Origin of the sequence: Lysinibacillus sp. FSL K6-0102 (assembly GCF_038003545.1) — a bacterium.
Lineage (GTDB): Bacteria > Bacillota > Bacilli > Bacillales_A > Planococcaceae > Lysinibacillus > Lysinibacillus capsici.
In genome coordinates, this window is record NZ_JBBOPH010000001.1 from 4,749,797 (window position 1) to 4,766,000 (window position 16,204).

Genomic DNA, 16,204 nt, shown 5'->3' on the forward strand with positions numbered 1-16,204 from the left:
ATATGATATCTTTTTGCAAGGTAGTATTTTGGAAAGAGAGGATTTTTAGCAATGAATCAAAAAAATTTCTGGCTTGATTTACCACGGCCATTCTTCATTTTAGCTCCAATGGAGGATGTGACAGATGTTGTATTTCGTCATGTCATTCAGGAAGCAGGGAGACCCGATGTATATTTTACGGAATTCACCAATACGACGAGCTATTGTCATCCAGATGGGTTAGATAATGTACGTAACCGCTTAGCTTTCACAGAAGATGAACAGCCTATTGTTGCACATATTTGGGGAGACAACCCTGAACATTTTCGTCAAATGAGTATTGGTATGAAGGAATTAGGCTTTAAGGGAATTGATATTAATATGGGTTGCCCAGTTGATAATGTAGCAGAAAGAGGTAAAGGAGCTGGATTAATTCTTCATCCTGACCTAGCCGCAGATATTATTCAAGCAGCCAAAGCAGGAGGCTTACCCGTTAGTGTCAAAACAAGACTTGGCTTTACGGATGTAGCAGAATGGCGTGAGTGGCTTACACATATTTTAAAACAGGATATCGCCAATCTTTCTATTCATCTCCGTACAAGGGAAGAGATGAGCAAGGTCGCTGCACATTGGGAATTAATTGGAGATATCAAAAAACTACGTGATGAAGTTGCTCCCCACACATTACTGACGATCAACGGTGATATTCCTGATCGTTTAACAGGTCTAAAACTAGTTGAGCAATACGGTATCGATGGTGTAATGATTGGGCGCGGGGTGTTTTCAAACCCATTTGCCTTTGAAAAGGAACCTAAGGAGCATAGCGCCAAAGAATACCTTAATTTACTATACTTACACCTTAACCTTCATGACCACTATTCCAAGGAATTCGAAACACGTTCATTTAAAGCATTACAACGTTTCTTTAAAATATATGTACGTGGCTTCAAAGGGGCTAGTCAATTGAGAGTTCAATTACTGGGTGCACATTCTACGGATGAAGTCCGTGAATTACTAGCTACGTATATTGCCCACGAACTAAAGGAGAATAAATAAGAGGAGATTGGCTATCGCCACTCTCCTTTTTATTTGCTTTTACTTGTAATCATTTATTGGGCCTTTATCCATTAGAACTTCTACCATATTAGAAGAGCCCATCTTCAGCTTAGGTCTACGTTCAGAATTTGGTTCACTATAAAGCTCTAATGGGCTGATAATCACACCATCTGGAGTATTATGAAGTATTCCAGGTACACAGGAATAAATTCTATCATTATTATTAGCATTTTTAGCAAAAATAGTAACGGAGGTTCCATTATGATTATCAATACTCATAGACACCTTATATCTATAGAATGAGCCTGTGCCATTTGATTGGGCGGAATAAACCACAGGAACAACAGCTAAAACATTATTATTTAATCTCAATTTGATTACTTCAGTTTTTGTTGAACCAGCATCTCTCCCAACATCCCCCATGTGTTCGACTACCCCGTTGTGAAAACTCCTAAGTGGGGGTGTATTTTTCGCCCCAAACATAGCTACATCGATCTGCTGACCATCCTTTGTATAGACTAAAGCATATATATCGTAGTCAGTACCAGTTTGCCATGATACCGTAGCAGTAATTTCAGGCGTTTTATCAATGATAACTGGCTTTTGACCTTTGGTGAGACTGACATTCCCCTTTACCTTTTCAAGATTTATCTGTGATAACATGTTTTGTCTATTTGTACTTTCTGGAACATTTAATGATTGATCAGGTTCTATCAGCATTTGTTTTTTTATAGTTGTTGATTTAGAAAACTTGTTTTGTTCTTCAGGTTCAACCTCAACACCGTAATTTTTACATAACCCCTCTAACCCAGAATCAAATCCCCGCCAAATAGATCTCACCTTTGTCTGACTATTTCTTAGATATAATTCTAATACTACGATTCCATTTTCATTTGCAAAATTAGCTGGTGCTAAATTGATAATATTGTTATCAGTACATATTTCTGCCTTTAAATTTTTCACATTTGAAAAACCTCGGCTATTATCTTCTGTAAGTGTTATAGCTATTTTAGTAATACCTTCAGGGATTTTACTCATGTCAAAATTCATTTTATGTATTTTTATATTCCCTACATTCTCAGATGGTATCAGGGTAGCTGCACCAGATAAGCTAGTTGGTTGATTATAAAATATAATGCCGCTATCTCCTTGTACCTTGTTTACATCCGTTAAAAGGAATGCAGTTAACGAAATATCGATCGAATTAGACATTTCGTAGCTAATAGTAACACTACCTTTTTGGGAACTTATAACTGTATTTGCTCCCATCTGAAGAAATTGAATCATATGAATCCTCCTTATCCCCTTATTATGTATAGATATCAAATTGATAAAATTGTAAAGTTAATCTTCCAATTAAAAAATTCGAGTAATATTTACAAAATCCTTCTTTAGAGGAAAATAACCGGAAACAAACACTGATATTTACAGAAAACCAATCTAATTTCTCATAAATGCATTTTATGATATGATGTTTAAATTGTGTGTCTACTAAGTAGCACTGTTACATTCTTCAAAGAAAGAGGTATTTATGCATCATACACAGTTATCCAAGCGACATTGGTTACTTATCTTAACACTTGCATTATTAACATTTGTTCTTGGGACAAGCGAATTTGTTATTGTCGGGATCTTAACTGATATTTCTTCAAGCCTTCATATGACAAATGCAAAAGCAGGCACACTCGTTTCTGCGTTCGCTATCACATTTGCCATCGCTACACCACTCGTGATGTCAGCAACAAGCCATTTTCCAAAGCGTAAATGGATGTTGTTTTTGATAGGTTCCTTCATTGCCTTAAATGCTCTGTGTGTAATTTCAACGAGCTATATTATGCTCCTTATACTTCGGGTTATGACCGCGATTGTAACAGGTGTATTGATCTCTCTAGCCATGATTGTTGCAAGCGAAACCATGCCGATTAATAAACGCGGCCTTGCTATATCATTTGTTTTCGGTGGTTTTACACTGGCCAATGTAGTTGGAGTACCCATTGGAATTGTAATCGCTGAATGGTACGGCTGGAATGCCACTTTTATGTTAACCACTCTTCTCGGAGGGTTGGCGTTTGCGGCATCTTTTTTCGTCTTACCTACTCGACTCAGCCAAGTACGAAGCTCAATACGGGATCAATTTTCTTTAATGATTCAGCCTCGAATTTTAATTGCCTTTTTCATTCCTGCTCTCGGTTTTGGTGCAACCTATGCAGTCTTTACGTACCTTGTTCCTATTTTAAAGGGAATGGGTGCACCAAATAATTCTATAAGTTTAATCTTATTCGGCTACGGCTTTCTTTCAATTTTCAGCAACATTCTTGCCGGTAAAATTGCCACTCACAATGCCATCGGCCGACTTCGGTTTGTCTTTCTCGCACAAGCTATTGTATTGACAAGCTTATTTTGGACAACAAACCATTTTATTTTAGGATTAGCGAACATCGGACTAATGTCACTTATGGCCATCCTCTTAACAACATCTACTCAACTTTATTTAATAGATTTGGCCGAAATTTATAAACCAGATGCTAAAGGACTCGCTGCTTCTCTTATGCCAGTGGCAAGTAACGTAGGCATCGCTTTTGGGTCTGCATTAGGCGGCATTGTATATCATCAAGGAAATTTGATGAATGTCACATGGGTCGGTGGTATAGTTGCCGTCGGTGCAAGTCTACTAACTTTCTTTAGTTATCATTTAGACCTTAAACAAAAGAAAACAGCATAAAAAATGCAAGAGGTACATTAGAAAGAATATAAATCAAACAGACCCATTCGAATAAAGCGAATGGGCCTGTTTTTAAAAAGCTTACTTGTGATCTTCATAACAAGGAATAATTATTCTGGAATAATATATTTTTCTTTCATTGGCCCAACTTTATTTAAAATAATTGCACCAATCATTTGTATAATCGTCTTCACAATAATTTGCCCCAAAATGGCGGCAGGTACCGCTTCCCACGGCAATATATTGGCACCAAGTGGACTTAAGCCGATTACTACGAAAATTGCAGAATCTAGAAATCCTCCAACAATACCACTGTAGAACACACGCCAAGCCATTGGTAATTTTAATCGAGTATAAATTTCAGTATCAGCCGTTTCAGCGACAACAAATGATAGTGCTGAGGCTACCACAATTAAAAGTGTATCACCTAGTAGGAATGACACCACAGCTGATAAAATTAAAGCTGTAATAATAAATAAATACGTCTTTTTTCTACCATATTTATTTTGTACTAGATCCCGAAAAATAAAGGTTGCCCCAATTAAAAGCGTTCCCATTGGGACAATAAACATACCAAAATGGAAAGGTGCAAATGCTGCCGTTACCACATTAGCAATAACAATAGATAATAAATAAAATAATATTCTCAAACTATTACTCCTCAAGTAAATTTAATTTTTGTAAGAGCACCCTACACGCCTCTTTTATTTCCCCACACAAGGGCATGTAACTGTGGCAGTACTTTAACATCTCTTAAATCCTTATCCTTCATTACTCTATCAATCAGTGCACGATATTTATCCAATAAATTCATCATTAATTGTGAATTATCAGTTGCCGTGAGATCATCATTACCGACTTGAAGATAAAAAGGAATCATGGGATATCGATGGTGAATTTGTTTAGCATAATCGTAATCCTCTTGATTAAAAACGACTATTTTGAGGGATACATGGTGATTGCTGTTCCGATCTTTAAGTTTTTCGAAGATATAAGAGAGCACCGAGTAGTCTGTGGTCATTCCAGAACTAGGTGGCTTTGGTGAAATTGTCAGTTCATCAATCTCATACATCCACTTTTGCCACCTACTCCCCTGTGTTTCTACCCCGATTTTTATGTCATTTTCTTTTAAAATGGCAATAAGCTCTGCTAAATTCGGATTGAGTGCAGGATTGCCGCCTGAAATTGTGACAAATGAAAAACCATTGCCCCCTAAACGTTTCAACTCAGACCAAATCTCTTCCGCTGTCATTTGGACAATAAGGTGCTTTCCACTGCCATCCCATGTAAACGATGAATCGCACCAAGAACAGGAATAATCGCAGCCCGCAGTTCTTACAAACATTGTCTTCTGGCCAACGACCATACCCTCTCCTTGAATCGTTGGCCCAAAAATCTCGATAACAGGTACTTTACTCAACTTCCATCCACTCCCTTCTAGCTTCTGCATAGCTTGTTGGAGTCTCGTAAAGCCTGATAAACTCTACACGTACACCGTTATATCCTTCATCACGCAAGGCCTCAGTCAACTTTTCGTAAATCCAAACAACAATATTCTCTGCCGTCGTATTCATGAGTGGAAGCGTTTCATTTAAATAACGGTGATCCAAATGAATCTCTATTTTTTGTTTCCATATTTCTTTTATATCGCCGAAATCGATCATCAAACCACGTTCATCAGTGTAGCCACTCAGTCCTAATATAGCTCGATAGGTATGCCCGTGTAGATTTTTACATTTCCCTTCATAATGATGTAGATGATGAGCAGCATCGAAGGTAAATTCTTTGCTTATAAGAACACGCTTTGCATGGTATTTCAATTGATTTCTTTGAATATCCACATCAATTCTCTGGAGTCTCTCAACGATTTTAAAATCTGACATGCCTTAAGACTCCTTCCTATAACTTAAATACTCATCAAGCCCTTTATTTCGCAATTTACATGCTGGGCATTCACCACATCCATCTGCTATGACACCGTTATAGCAAGTCAACGTTCTTTGTCGTACAAACTCAAGTGCCCCAAGCTGATCAGCTAATTCCCATGTTTGTGCCTTATTCAGCCACATCAAGGGTGTATCAATCACAAAGGAATCATCCATCGATAAATTTAACGTTACATTTAAGGATTTAATAAAGACATCTCGGCAATCCGGATATCCACTAAAATCAGTTTCACAAACACCTGTTACAATATGCTTTGCCCCTACTTGGCTCGCTAAAACGCCCGCAAATGAAAGAAAAAGGAGATTGCGGCCAGGCACAAAAGTCGATGGGAGCTCACCATTTTCTCCGTCCTTCACCTTTATGTCTTGTCGTGTCAATGCATTCGGAGCAAGTTGATTCAGGAGAGACATATCAAGTATGTGATGCTTGATACCAAGCTCCTCTGTTATCACCTTCGCACAGTCAATTTCAAGACGGTGCCTTTGACCATAATCGAAAGTTACTGCCTCAATCTCTTCAAAGCGTTCTTTTGCCCAGAACAAACAAGTTGTACTGTCCTGACCTCCACTAAATACTACAATTGCTTTTTCCTTTTTCATCTATAAAGACTCCCTTATATCGAAAAAACAGCACTCTAAGAAAAAGTGCTGCTTTCTTCTTAGTTTTTTTAAGAGGGTAGCTAAAAACCTCTGTCTTGCTTCATTTATCGATTATCAATTTTTTCTGGGTTAAGATCGTGGTTCATTAAACGATAATTGCAGATTTCTTCGTATTTAGTTCCTGGCTTCCCATAGTTACACCATGGATCAATCGAGATACCCCCACGTGGAGTAAATTTCCCCCAAACCTCTATATATCTTGGATCAAGTAATGCAATTAAATCATTCATAATGATATTCACGCAATCTTCATGGAAATCGCCGTGATTTCTAAAACTGAATAAATACAACTTTAGAGATTTACTTTCAACAATTTTTTTATCTGGGATATATGAAATGTACATCGTTGCAAAATCCGGCTGATTTGTAAGCGGACATAAACTAGTAAACTCTGGGCAATTAAACTTAACAAAATAATCTCGATTAGCATGAAGATTATCCACTGCCTCTAATACCTCAGGTGCATAATCATAGGAATACTTTGTACCTTGATTACCTAATAGGGTCAAATCCTTTAATCCTTCTTCATGACTTCTGCCAGACATAAAAAAACCTCCTTGTAAAATGTTTCCCAACACTTTTCAAGAGAGGCATCACCAATCATTCTATTTAAAACATAAGTAAACAGATAAAAAAAGCCACGTCCGATATGGACATGGCATATTGTCATGTTTCCATAGTTTTTTATAGAGGGTATCAGCTATGAACCTCTCCCGTTCTAGTCCGGGCATTCTTTTCTTCAATATCGTACAAAAAATAATACAGGACGTCAAATGGATTTTTTATAAAACTCTTAAATGATAAAAAGTATGAATCACTGTAAGTCAATACTCATTTGAAAGTTCTACTTTTTTATTAAATTACTAGGAAAATAGAATTAATCCATTTTTGACAAAGTAATACTAATTATCAATATTTTGAGATTTTTCAATATTCCGATATTCGAATTATCTCACCTGTGATAAATTGGAAATATCACACTAAGCTGAAAAGTGTGATAATTAAGAGCGGAGGGAGAAATGAGATTTGAAAAAGTTTAAGTTTACGAAGTTTTTAAGTAGTATGATAGCTTTCGTTATGGTGCTTTTTCTATTGGTTCCATTATCGAGTGCTAATGCTGAAGATTCGAAGCCATTCAAGCAGGATAGCCAAAGTGAAAGTATACTTCAATTAAAGGCGGCTATCGCTGAACAGCTAAGCTTGTCTAAAGATGGTCCAACTCTTCACGAAAGCTTACAAAATGTATCAGGCAATCAAGAAGTTGCAGTCATCGTACATTTATCTGAAAAGCCTGTGGCACTAGAGCAAGGAATGAGCCAATTGAAAGGCCAAAAGTTCTCTAATGCGCGAGCAAATGAAGTTCGATCAAATGTAAAATCTCAACAAGCACAAGTTAAGAAAGAATTAGCTACTAAAAATGTTCAAATGACTCAAGGCTACACATTTGATACTGTTTTAAACGGTTTTGCAGCAACTGTGAAAGCAAATGATCTCCCAAAGCTGCTTTCAATAGAAGGAATAACATTAATTGAACCTGATGCAATTGTTTACGCATCTGAAGATAATACAATGAAATCATCAGAACTGATTAAGGAAGATCAATTAGAGGCTCAAATGAATACAAGTATTTCTTTCCTCGGCATCGAACAGCTTTGGAATGAAGGAATTGAAGGACAAGGTATAAAGGTAGCAGTATTAGATACTGGTATTGACACAGATCACCCTGAGTTCGCCGGAATTTACAAGGGTGGGAAAAACTTCATTCCAAATTCATCAACTTACACAAAGCCTCGGGCAGATGACGATGCATCGGAAACCTTGCCTTCTGAGCGTCCTGCTGGAACACCCGAATTTAATGAAAAGGGAAGCTCGTTCTATACTTCTCACGGTACTCATGTTGCTGGAACTATTGCAGCAATTGGGGCTAACAATTTCGGCATTAAAGGAATTGCTCCAAAAGTAGACCTTTATGCTTACCGTGTTCTTGGTGCATATGGAAGTGGGGCTACATCTGGTATTGTTAAAGCAATTGAAACGGCTGTAACAGAAAAAATGGACATAATCAACCTTTCTCTTGGTGGGGGGGCTAACTCTGAAACGGACGCTGGTTCATTTGCTATTAATAATGCAATGATGGCTGGAACAATCGGAGTAATTGCAACAGGGAACTCCGGCCCAAATCGAGGAACAATGGGCACGCCTGCAACCGCTCGTTTAGGAATTGCTGTGGGTAACACAACAAATCCAGAAACAATGTATAGCGGTGAAGTGAATGTTACAGTTGGTGACTACAACTTAACAAAACAGCTCCCATTAATGGGAACAACTTTTGGAAGGGATTTAGCAACACAGCTTCAAGGAGAATTTGACCTAGTTGCTATTCCTGGAAACGGAGAAGTAAAAGACTATGAGGGAATCGATGTAGAAGGTAAAGTGGCATTAATCTCTCGTGGCAGTATCGCATTTGTTGATAAAATTGCGAATGCAAAGGCAAATGGAGCAGTCGCCACAATTATTCATAACTTTGCTGGTGGAACAAATGCACCTAATATTTCAGGTACATTCCTGGGTGATTCTTTTGCTTTTCTACCAACATTTGATATGTCCCAAACGGATGGCAATGCAATTCGTGCTGCATTAGCCGGTGGAACTGGAAAAGTTAGCTTTAGTCAATTTACTTCCACAAAGACACTGGGAGATGAAGTAAACGATTCAAGTTCCCGTGGCCCATCTACGCCAAACTTTGATATTAAACCAGATGTAAGTGCACCTGGAACAAACATTATGTCAACGATTCCAATGTATAAAAAGGACTTCCCTAATGCAGATTATGCAGAGGCATATGATCGTAAAACAGGAACTTCTATGGCAACACCGCATATTACAGGTATTGTTGCATTACTTAAACAAGCAAATCCTGATTGGAATGCGTTCGACATAAAAGTGGCGCTTTCTAATACAGCAAAGGTTTTAGATAAAACAAAATACGATGTGTTCTCTCAAGGTGCAGGTCGTGTAAATGCTTATGCTGCTGCACATCCAGAAATTCTTGCCTATGCATTGGATAGTGCAATTTTAGATGGAACAGGAGCTGTTTCAGAAAACTTAAAAGGGACAGTTACTTTTGGTCCACAATCACTTAAAGACCAGAATATTTCCGTAACGAAACAAGTTTTAGTAAAAGATATAAAGGGGAACGGCGGTAATTATAATGTATCAATTGATGTGACAAAATCATTTGGTGATGCAACTGTTACAGTCGACCAGCCAACATTTAATCTAGTTGGTGAGCAAGTGTTAAATCTTACATTAACGGCTTCACAAGCTACAGCTCCAAACGGCTCGGAAATACTGGGGTATATTCACATCAGCGGTGGTGCTACAGAAATTTCATTGCCATTCGCAGCTGACTTTGGAAGTGAGGCAGTAACTGAAATTAAAGATTTAAAGATTACAGAAACAGACCTCTCCTTTAATGGAGATGGCGTGAAAGATTCAGCTGTACTTTCATTTACATTAACTGGCGATGTAACAACTAACTATATCGAGCTATGGGATATTATGAATCCTCAAGGTGGAGAATATGGTGATGGCTACATCGGTTATCTACATGCAGGTACTGCGCTAGGAAAAGGCTCTTATACGCTGAATATCGCTGGGCAATACAAACCATGGGGAACAGAACCTGCCACAGCAATTCCAGATGGTCTCTATACTATTGACTTTACTGGTCTTGCGGCATCAGGGGTAGTTTCCGATTATGTTGGACCAATTATCGTGAAAACGACTAAACCAGAAATTACTGGTTCAGTAGCTGAAGGTGTCGCTACAGGAAAGGTAACAGATAAGTATATCGACTACAATGAAGAGTTATATTTATATGGTTTAAACTACAATTTAAATGATAAATTAAAAGCTTCCTATATTGCGACTGTGAATGGCGAAATACAAGCGCCTGTTCCTTTTGAATTAAATCAAGACGGTAGCTTCACATTCCCAGTAACAACAGAAACTAATGCTGTATCAGTAAAAATTGAAGACGCTGCAGGGAATGTTGGTGAAGCACTAATATTTGAAAAAGATGTAGTTGAACCAAAAGTAACACTTTCTGTCAATCCAACTGAGCTAGACCTAACAGCTGGGGAATCTGCACAACTTACGGTAACAGAGACATCTACTCCTCCAGAAGGTGAAGCAACAGAGGAAGATGTAACTTCAAAAGCAACTTATGTTGTGGGAGATGAAAATGTTGCAACAATAGCAAATGGATTAGTAACTGCTGTAGGTGAGGGCACGACTACGATTACTATTTCATATGGTGATCATGAAGTTACAGTAAATGTTACAGTAAAAGCACCTGTTGTAGAAACACCAATCGTAACACTAGAAATTGACCAAGCTCAGGTTGAAACTAGAATAGGTAAAGAGGTTATGGTTAAGATTACTGAAGTAACTACTTTTGAGGGTAGAACAACAGAAAAAGATGTTACTACTCTTGCAACCTACGAAGTAGCAAATGATAAAATAGCTACTGTAAAAGCAGGGGCTGTAAAAGGTAAAGGTCAAGGTACTACGACAATTACAGCAACGTATGGTGACCACACATTAACATTTGATGTATTGGTTGAAAAGCCGGGCAATGGTAACGGCAACGGTAATGGCAACGGCAACGGCAACGGCAACGGCAACGGCAACGGCAACAGCAACGGCAACGGCAACGGCAACGGCAACGGCAACGGCAACGGCAATGGTAATAATGAAGTTACCGAAGTTGAGTTATAATTAAATAAGTACAGTTCCAGCAAAAAGAGAAATTGCGCTTTGCAATTTCTCCTTTTGCTATTTAAATTTCACTTACTCATGATAAGGTTGGCTGTAACGAGTCTATGTGCAGTTTTTCTGTACATGCTTTATCTAGTAATCGAATATTTAATGTAAAACCATAAGAGATCCTAACATTACCGTTCAGAACCTTTTAGTTTTATTTAAGCATTGTTGCAGTTAAAAATTCTCGTGTTCTCTCCTCTTTTGGATAATTGAAAAATTGTTCAGGTGTGCCGCGTTCAATAATTCTCCCATCATGCATATAGACAATCCAATCAGCTACCTCTTTTGCGAATCCCATTTCATGGGTTACAACAACCATAGTCATTCCTTCTTCAGCCAAATCTTTCATGGTTGTTAAAACCTCTCCCACAAGCTCAGGATCGAGTGCCGATGTTGGCTCATCAAAAAGCATAATGTCTGGTTCCATCGCAAGTGCTCTAGCAATCGCCACCCGTTGCTTTTGCCCCCCTGATAGTTTACTAGGATAGACATCCGACTTATCCTCCAAACCTACTTTTTTCAGTAATTGTTTTGCTTTGATGATAGCTTTTTCTTTGTCTACACCCTTTACCATAACAGGTGCTTCAATAATATTTTCTAAAACCGTTTTATGTGGGAATAAGTTGAAATTTTGAAACACCATCCCAACCTTTTCTCTAATCTTGTTAAGATCATCTGTCCGTGGATTGACTTCGTTTCCCTCAATTATAATATTGCCATTATCTTTTCTTTCTAAAAAGTTCAAGCAGCGAAGGAGGGTGCTTTTCCCTGACCCACTCGATCCTATTAGACAGACAACATCGCTCTCGTAGACTGTCATGTCGATATTTTTCAATACATGTAAGTCTCCAAACGATTTATTCAATTGACTTATTTTAATCATTTCCTTAGTGTCCAATTTTTTCAGCTCCTATCTGTCGCTTACTGCTAATTTTAATTCAGTTCGGTTCACTACAAATGTCATCAACGCTACCAGCAATAAATAGTAGACTGCTACAATGAGTAAGTAGGTCATTTCATCGAAATTATTCGACCCAAGTGTTGTCGCCACATTAAATAGCTCATTCATGGAGATAAATGCGGCTAACGATGAATCTTTTAAACTTATGATAAATTGATTGCCTAAAGGCGGCAATGCTCTACGGAATGCCTGTGGGAGAATAATCCTTCTTAATGTCAGTGTCTTTGTCATTCCCAAAGAGCGTCCTGCTTCAAATTGGCCATTATCGACTGACTGAATTGCTCCCCGAAGGATTTCAGAAATATAAGCTCCATTATGTAGCGCTAGAGCAAGGGAAGCAGCCCAAAAATCAGGAAGAAGGAAAATCCCGCTAATTCCGAAGTAGAGGATAAATATTTGAACAATCAGTGGTGTTCCTCGAACCAAATAGACATATATATCTGAAATAAGTTCTAAAATTTTTATATTAGAAATTTTTAATAAAGCAAAGACTAGTCCGATGATGATTCCCAGTAAGATAGAAACCACCGTCAGCTCTAATGTTAAAAGCATAGCTTTAAAGAATACACCTTTTGTTTCCATTAGTATTTGAAAAAAATGCGAAAAACTTGGCAAAGTACTACTTCCTTTCTTTTATAGCATTGGTTTATTCTGATTTTTTGGTAATGTCCTCACCAAAATATTTGATACTGATTTGAGTCAATGTTCCATTTTCCCGAAGTTGTTCCAAAGATTCATTTACTCGCTTCAATAGCTTTGGATTATCCTGAGGCAACACAATCGCTTGTTCACTGCGATTAATTAATTGTTGTCCTTTAATCTTAAAACCTTCCTTTTCAGCAGTTTTTCCTGTAACAAAATCTGTAATTACTGCATCATGACGCCCACTGCTTAATGCCTTTAATGCCGTAATATCGCTGTCATATGTTTTGATGTTGTCTGTATACTTGGAAGCTGTATCGGCATATGTTGATCCTTTTGCAACAGCTACTTCCTTTCCCTCTAAATCTTCAACAGTCCTAATTTTACTATCCGGTCTGGTGAAAATTTTCGGTCCTGAATAATAATAGGGGGTAGAGAAAGAAACATGTTTACTCCGCTGCGGGTTAATCGTGTGACTTGCAACGGCTGCATCCGCTCTTCCCGTTTTCACCCCTTCAACAATCCCTTTGAACTTGATTCGTTTCTGAACCGGCTCAAGGCCCATTTCCTTTGCAATCGCTTCACCAACCTCAATATCAAAGCCCGACATTGTAAGATCGTCATTTATATAACTAAATGGCTTAAATTCACCAGAAGTAGCAAAAACAAATTGATTTTTATTGATCAGTTCAGATCCATCTTCAAGCTTCTGCTTCTCTCCACAACCAGACAACATGCAGGCTACGATTGTACTTAAGACCAATAAAAACTTTTTACTCAACAACATGTTGGCTATAACTCCTTTCTCTTTCGATTATTCCTACAATCCTTTCTTGCTATATAACTTGCTTATGATAGTTAATACCCAATCCACTCCCAATAAAACAAAAAAGTATCAGGCACTTTTAATAGTGCCTGATACTTTTTCTACAAATTTCGCATTATATAATTATCTTTCAGGTATTCTCTTTCCTCTAAAAATCTAGCTTTTTAGATGTATAGAACTAAGAAAAACGTACTTACTTATGATACGGTTCACCCTTCATAATCCTAAAACTACGGTAAATCTGCTCGACTAGTACGAGCTTCATGAGCTGGTGGGGAAGTGTCATCTTACCAAAAGACTGCTGTTCGTCGGCTCGTTTTATGACGTCTTCGTGTAGGCCAAGGGAGCCGCCGATGACGAAGGCGATTTTGCTTTTGCCGTAGGTCATGAGGGATTCCATATCGGCAGCCATTTGTTCGGAGGTTTTCATTTTGCCGTTGATGGCTAAGGCAATGACGTAAGCATCTGGGCTAATTTTAGCCAGGATGCGTTCGCCCTCTTTTTTCTTGACGATATCCATTTCAGCTTCACTTAGTTGTTCAGGAGCCTTTTCGTCTGGCACTTCAACCAAATCCATTTTTGCATAGCCGCCAAGACGTTTTACGTACTCATCGATCCCCATTTTTAAGTACTTTTCTTTTAGCTTGCCGACTGATACAATCGTTATATTCACACGTTATCCACCTTTACAATTCATTTACAAACAAATTATCCACAAAAGTTATCAACATATCCACAAGCACTCTCTATATATTGTGTAAAGTTATTTACTTGATACAATATATTCTGCTGCCTGTTCACAGTAGCTACACTTTGTGGATAACTTTTTATCCTCTTCGATTTTATCCATAATTGGGAACACTTTTTGCTCTGCTACAAACATGTCTAAAGCGTGATCTATATGGCTTTCACAGCTGTACTTTTCCATTTTTTGATGTCTCCTTATTTTCCGAAATTTCCACAAACTTATTCACAAATCAGTCTATGTTATCCACAATCTATTGTAACAAAGTAATAGCATGTATGGAAGAAGTGCCTTTTACTCCCGATTTACTGTGCGGAATTAGTATTCACAATTTTCTAGTTATCCACAATATTTCATAAAAGTATTTTCTCCATCCTCATAAAAAAAGCGATGGAGATTGATTAGATCTCCATCGCTTTTCATCTTCTTTACAATGTATTACCGTTTGTTAATGTTAGTGATAGCTCGACTAATTTACCTTGACGGTACACTTTTAATGTTAGCTTATCACCAATTTTTTTGTCATTATATAAATGTTTACGTAAATCTATAGTTGTTTCGATTTTTTGACCATCCATCTCTACAATAACATCGTATTGTTGAACTCCTGCTTTTGAGGCTGGTGAGTTATTCATGACATCTGTTACAACAACGCCTGTTGTCACCTCTGCAGGTAATTTTAATGTTTGTTGCTGATAGAATGATGGCACATCTGTTAAATCTGCAAGTGAAACTCCCATTGTTGGACGTTTCATTTCTCCATTTTTCTCTAATTCCTCAATAATTGGAATAGCTGAATTAATTGGAATGGAGAAGCCTAAACCTTCAACTGAGGATTCAGCAATTTTCATGGAGTTAATTCCTACTAATTCTCCAGCTAAGTTTACAAGTGCTCCACCACTATTCCCTGGGTTAATCGCAGCATCTGTTTGCAATACTTCTTGTTGCCAATCTTCTGTGCCATCACCATTTAAGTCTACTGGTACAGAACGGTCTTTACCTGAAACAACACCAGTTGTCACAGAACCATAGAAGTCTAAACCAAGTGGGTTACCAATGGCAATCACTGTTTCACCTTGTTTTAATACATCCGAATTCCCGAATGTCGCAACTGTTTTAACATTTTTAGAGTTAATAGAAATAACTGCAAGGTCCGTCCAAACATCGTGACCCACTAATTGTGCAGGTTCTTTTGTTCCGTCTGGCATTGTGACCTCTAACTGCTTTGCCCCTTCAATAACATGGTTATTTGTGATGATAAAGGCTTTGTCACCTTCAATTTTATAAACGACACCTGAACCGCTTCCTGCTTCTTTTGTTGTCGTTGATGGTGGGCTCCAAAAACCTCCGCTTGTGACTTCTTGAATATTTGTGATACCAACAACTGCTTGTGAGGCTTTATCAACTGCAGTTGTCACATCTGTCGTTACTTCTGTAGCTACCTGATTAATTGTTGTGTTATTTTTTCCTGTATTACTTGTTGTTGTTCCAGGCATTTGATTGACAAGTCCCGGTAGCATAAGCCACACAAGTAAAGCACCTATAATGACACCGACCAGACCACTAAAGAAATAGCCGCCTTTACCTCCTCCACCTTTCTTTTTCATGCGCTTAGTCTGCATTTCTTGCTCCTCGCGCTCTAGTCTTTCTTGAAGAGGTGATTTCGGTACTTCATCATTTTTAAGGAAATCACTGTTTTTATCATCATCTTGGAAATAGCTCATGTTCGTCATCCTTTCCTTTGAGTGCTATCTAATTAGTTGTTACCCTAATCTTACGATTCAAACATTAAAATCAGATGAAAAACAAATAAAATAGGCATAAAAAAAGCTGCTCAATG

At 37.9% G+C, this 16,204-nt stretch carries 15 protein-coding genes and 1 riboswitch; of the genes, 3 read left to right on the forward strand and 12 right to left on the reverse strand.

Going from position 1 to position 16,204, the window contains the following annotated elements:
- Positions 1 to 51: 51 nt before the first annotated feature.
- Complete coding sequence (locus NYE73_RS24180; protein ID WP_066038344.1) at positions 52 to 1,035, forward strand: tRNA dihydrouridine synthase; 984 nt, start codon at positions 52 to 54, stop codon at positions 1,033 to 1,035.
- A gap of 39 nt (positions 1,036 to 1,074) precedes the next feature.
- On the opposite strand, the gene NYE73_RS24185 is transcribed toward NYE73_RS24180, so the two are convergent.
- The gene (locus NYE73_RS24185) at positions 1,075 to 2,322 is read right to left on the reverse strand and encodes a TerD family protein (RefSeq protein ID WP_066038345.1); all 1,248 of its coding nucleotides are present in this window, start codon (positions 2,320 to 2,322) and stop codon (positions 1,075 to 1,077) included.
- Positions 2,323 to 2,566: 244 nt separating this feature from the next.
- Between NYE73_RS24185 and NYE73_RS24190 the strand changes: the two genes are divergently transcribed.
- Positions 2,567 to 3,757: an MFS transporter gene (locus tag NYE73_RS24190; RefSeq protein WP_259950945.1), complete on the forward strand. Its 1,191-nt coding sequence runs from the start codon at positions 2,567 to 2,569 to the stop codon at positions 3,755 to 3,757.
- A 110-nt stretch (positions 3,758 to 3,867) separates the two neighbouring features.
- On the opposite strand, the gene NYE73_RS24195 is transcribed toward NYE73_RS24190, so the two are convergent.
- The 5 genes from NYE73_RS24195 to queF all read right to left on the reverse strand — a co-directional run bounded on the left by NYE73_RS24195 (position 3,868) and on the right by queF (position 6,908).
- Complete coding sequence (locus NYE73_RS24195; protein ID WP_054548832.1) at positions 3,868 to 4,407, reverse strand: VUT family protein; 540 nt, start codon at positions 4,405 to 4,407, stop codon at positions 3,868 to 3,870.
- 41 nt (positions 4,408 to 4,448) lie between these two features.
- A complete protein-coding gene (gene queE / locus NYE73_RS24200) occupies positions 4,449 to 5,177 on the reverse strand; it encodes a 7-carboxy-7-deazaguanine synthase QueE (protein WP_259950944.1) in 729 nt (242 codons plus the stop codon).
- Positions 5,170 to 5,640 carry a 6-carboxytetrahydropterin synthase QueD gene (gene queD / locus NYE73_RS24205; protein WP_048395264.1) on the reverse strand — a complete coding sequence of 157 codons (471 nt, stop codon included), beginning with the start codon at positions 5,638 to 5,640 and terminating at the stop codon, positions 5,170 to 5,172. Before queD ends, queE begins: the two co-directional genes overlap by 8 nt.
- Positions 5,641 to 5,643: 3 nt before the next feature.
- Complete coding sequence (gene queC / locus NYE73_RS24210) at positions 5,644 to 6,303, reverse strand: 7-cyano-7-deazaguanine synthase QueC (protein WP_054548829.1); 660 nt, start codon at positions 6,301 to 6,303, stop codon at positions 5,644 to 5,646.
- A 104-nt stretch (positions 6,304 to 6,407) separates the two neighbouring features.
- Positions 6,408 to 6,908, reverse strand: a complete 501-nt coding sequence (gene queF / locus NYE73_RS24215; protein ID WP_259950943.1) for a preQ(1) synthase — start codon at positions 6,906 to 6,908, stop codon at positions 6,408 to 6,410.
- A 125-nt stretch (positions 6,909 to 7,033) separates the two neighbouring features.
- Positions 7,034 to 7,080, reverse strand: a riboswitch (PreQ1 riboswitch).
- A 309-nt stretch (positions 7,081 to 7,389) separates the two neighbouring features.
- Here queF and NYE73_RS24220 point away from each other — a divergent pair.
- A complete protein-coding gene (locus tag NYE73_RS24220; protein WP_340815768.1) occupies positions 7,390 to 11,145 on the forward strand; it encodes a S8 family serine peptidase in 3,756 nt (1,251 codons plus the stop codon).
- Between the two features lie 199 nt (positions 11,146 to 11,344).
- Here the strand turns inward: NYE73_RS24220 and NYE73_RS24225 are convergent, their stop codons facing one another.
- The 6 genes from NYE73_RS24225 to NYE73_RS24250 form a co-directional block, all read right to left on the reverse strand.
- A complete protein-coding gene (locus NYE73_RS24225; RefSeq protein WP_175400796.1) occupies positions 11,345 to 12,073 on the reverse strand; it encodes an amino acid ABC transporter ATP-binding protein in 729 nt (242 codons plus the stop codon).
- A gap of 27 nt (positions 12,074 to 12,100) precedes the next feature.
- Positions 12,101 to 12,766 (reverse strand): amino acid ABC transporter permease, encoded by a 666-nt coding sequence (locus tag NYE73_RS24230; RefSeq protein WP_004233396.1) that lies wholly within the window; start codon positions 12,764 to 12,766, stop codon positions 12,101 to 12,103.
- A 31-nt stretch (positions 12,767 to 12,797) separates the two neighbouring features.
- On the reverse strand, positions 12,798 to 13,580 hold the full coding sequence (locus tag NYE73_RS24235; RefSeq protein WP_259951254.1) for a transporter substrate-binding domain-containing protein: 783 nt from the start codon (positions 13,578 to 13,580) through the stop codon (positions 12,798 to 12,800).
- Positions 13,581 to 13,812: 232 nt separating this feature from the next.
- Positions 13,813 to 14,292, reverse strand: a complete 480-nt coding sequence (rlmH, locus tag NYE73_RS24240) for a 23S rRNA (pseudouridine(1915)-N(3))-methyltransferase RlmH (RefSeq protein ID WP_259951253.1) — start codon at positions 14,290 to 14,292, stop codon at positions 13,813 to 13,815.
- A 90-nt stretch (positions 14,293 to 14,382) separates the two neighbouring features.
- On the reverse strand, positions 14,383 to 14,547 hold the full coding sequence (locus NYE73_RS24245; protein ID WP_004233391.1) for a CxxH/CxxC protein: 165 nt from the start codon (positions 14,545 to 14,547) through the stop codon (positions 14,383 to 14,385).
- Between the two features lie 245 nt (positions 14,548 to 14,792).
- Positions 14,793 to 16,088, reverse strand: a complete 1,296-nt coding sequence (locus NYE73_RS24250) for a S1C family serine protease (RefSeq protein WP_048395254.1) — start codon at positions 16,086 to 16,088, stop codon at positions 14,793 to 14,795.
- Between the last annotated feature and the right edge of the window lie 116 nt (positions 16,089 to 16,204).

Excerpts from the sequence above, each read along its gene's own strand:
- NYE73_RS24180 (WP_066038344.1), top strand. The coding sequence starts at position 52 with ATGAATCAAAAAAATTTCTGGCTTGATTTACCACGGCCATTCTTCATT.
- NYE73_RS24245 (WP_004233391.1), bottom strand. The coding sequence starts at position 14,547 with ATGGAAAAGTACAGCTGTGAAAGCCATATAGATCACGCTTTAGACATG.
- queD (WP_048395264.1), bottom strand. The coding sequence starts at position 5,640 with ATGTCAGATTTTAAAATCGTTGAGAGACTCCAGAGAATTGATGTGGAT.
- queC (WP_054548829.1), bottom strand. The coding sequence starts at position 6,303 with ATGAAAAAGGAAAAAGCAATTGTAGTATTTAGTGGAGGTCAGGACAGT.
- NYE73_RS24190 (WP_259950945.1), top strand. The coding sequence starts at position 2,567 with ATGCATCATACACAGTTATCCAAGCGACATTGGTTACTTATCTTAACA.
- queF (WP_259950943.1), bottom strand. The coding sequence starts at position 6,908 with ATGTCTGGCAGAAGTCATGAAGAAGGATTAAAGGATTTGACCCTATTA.
- NYE73_RS24225 (WP_175400796.1), bottom strand. The coding sequence starts at position 12,073 with ATGATTAAAATAAGTCAATTGAATAAATCGTTTGGAGACTTACATGTA.
- NYE73_RS24250 (WP_048395254.1), bottom strand. The coding sequence starts at position 16,088 with ATGAGCTATTTCCAAGATGATGATAAAAACAGTGATTTCCTTAAAAAT.
- NYE73_RS24235 (WP_259951254.1), bottom strand. The coding sequence starts at position 13,580 with ATGTTGTTGAGTAAAAAGTTTTTATTGGTCTTAAGTACAATCGTAGCC.
- NYE73_RS24185 (WP_066038345.1), bottom strand. The coding sequence starts at position 2,322 with ATGATTCAATTTCTTCAGATGGGAGCAAATACAGTTATAAGTTCCCAA.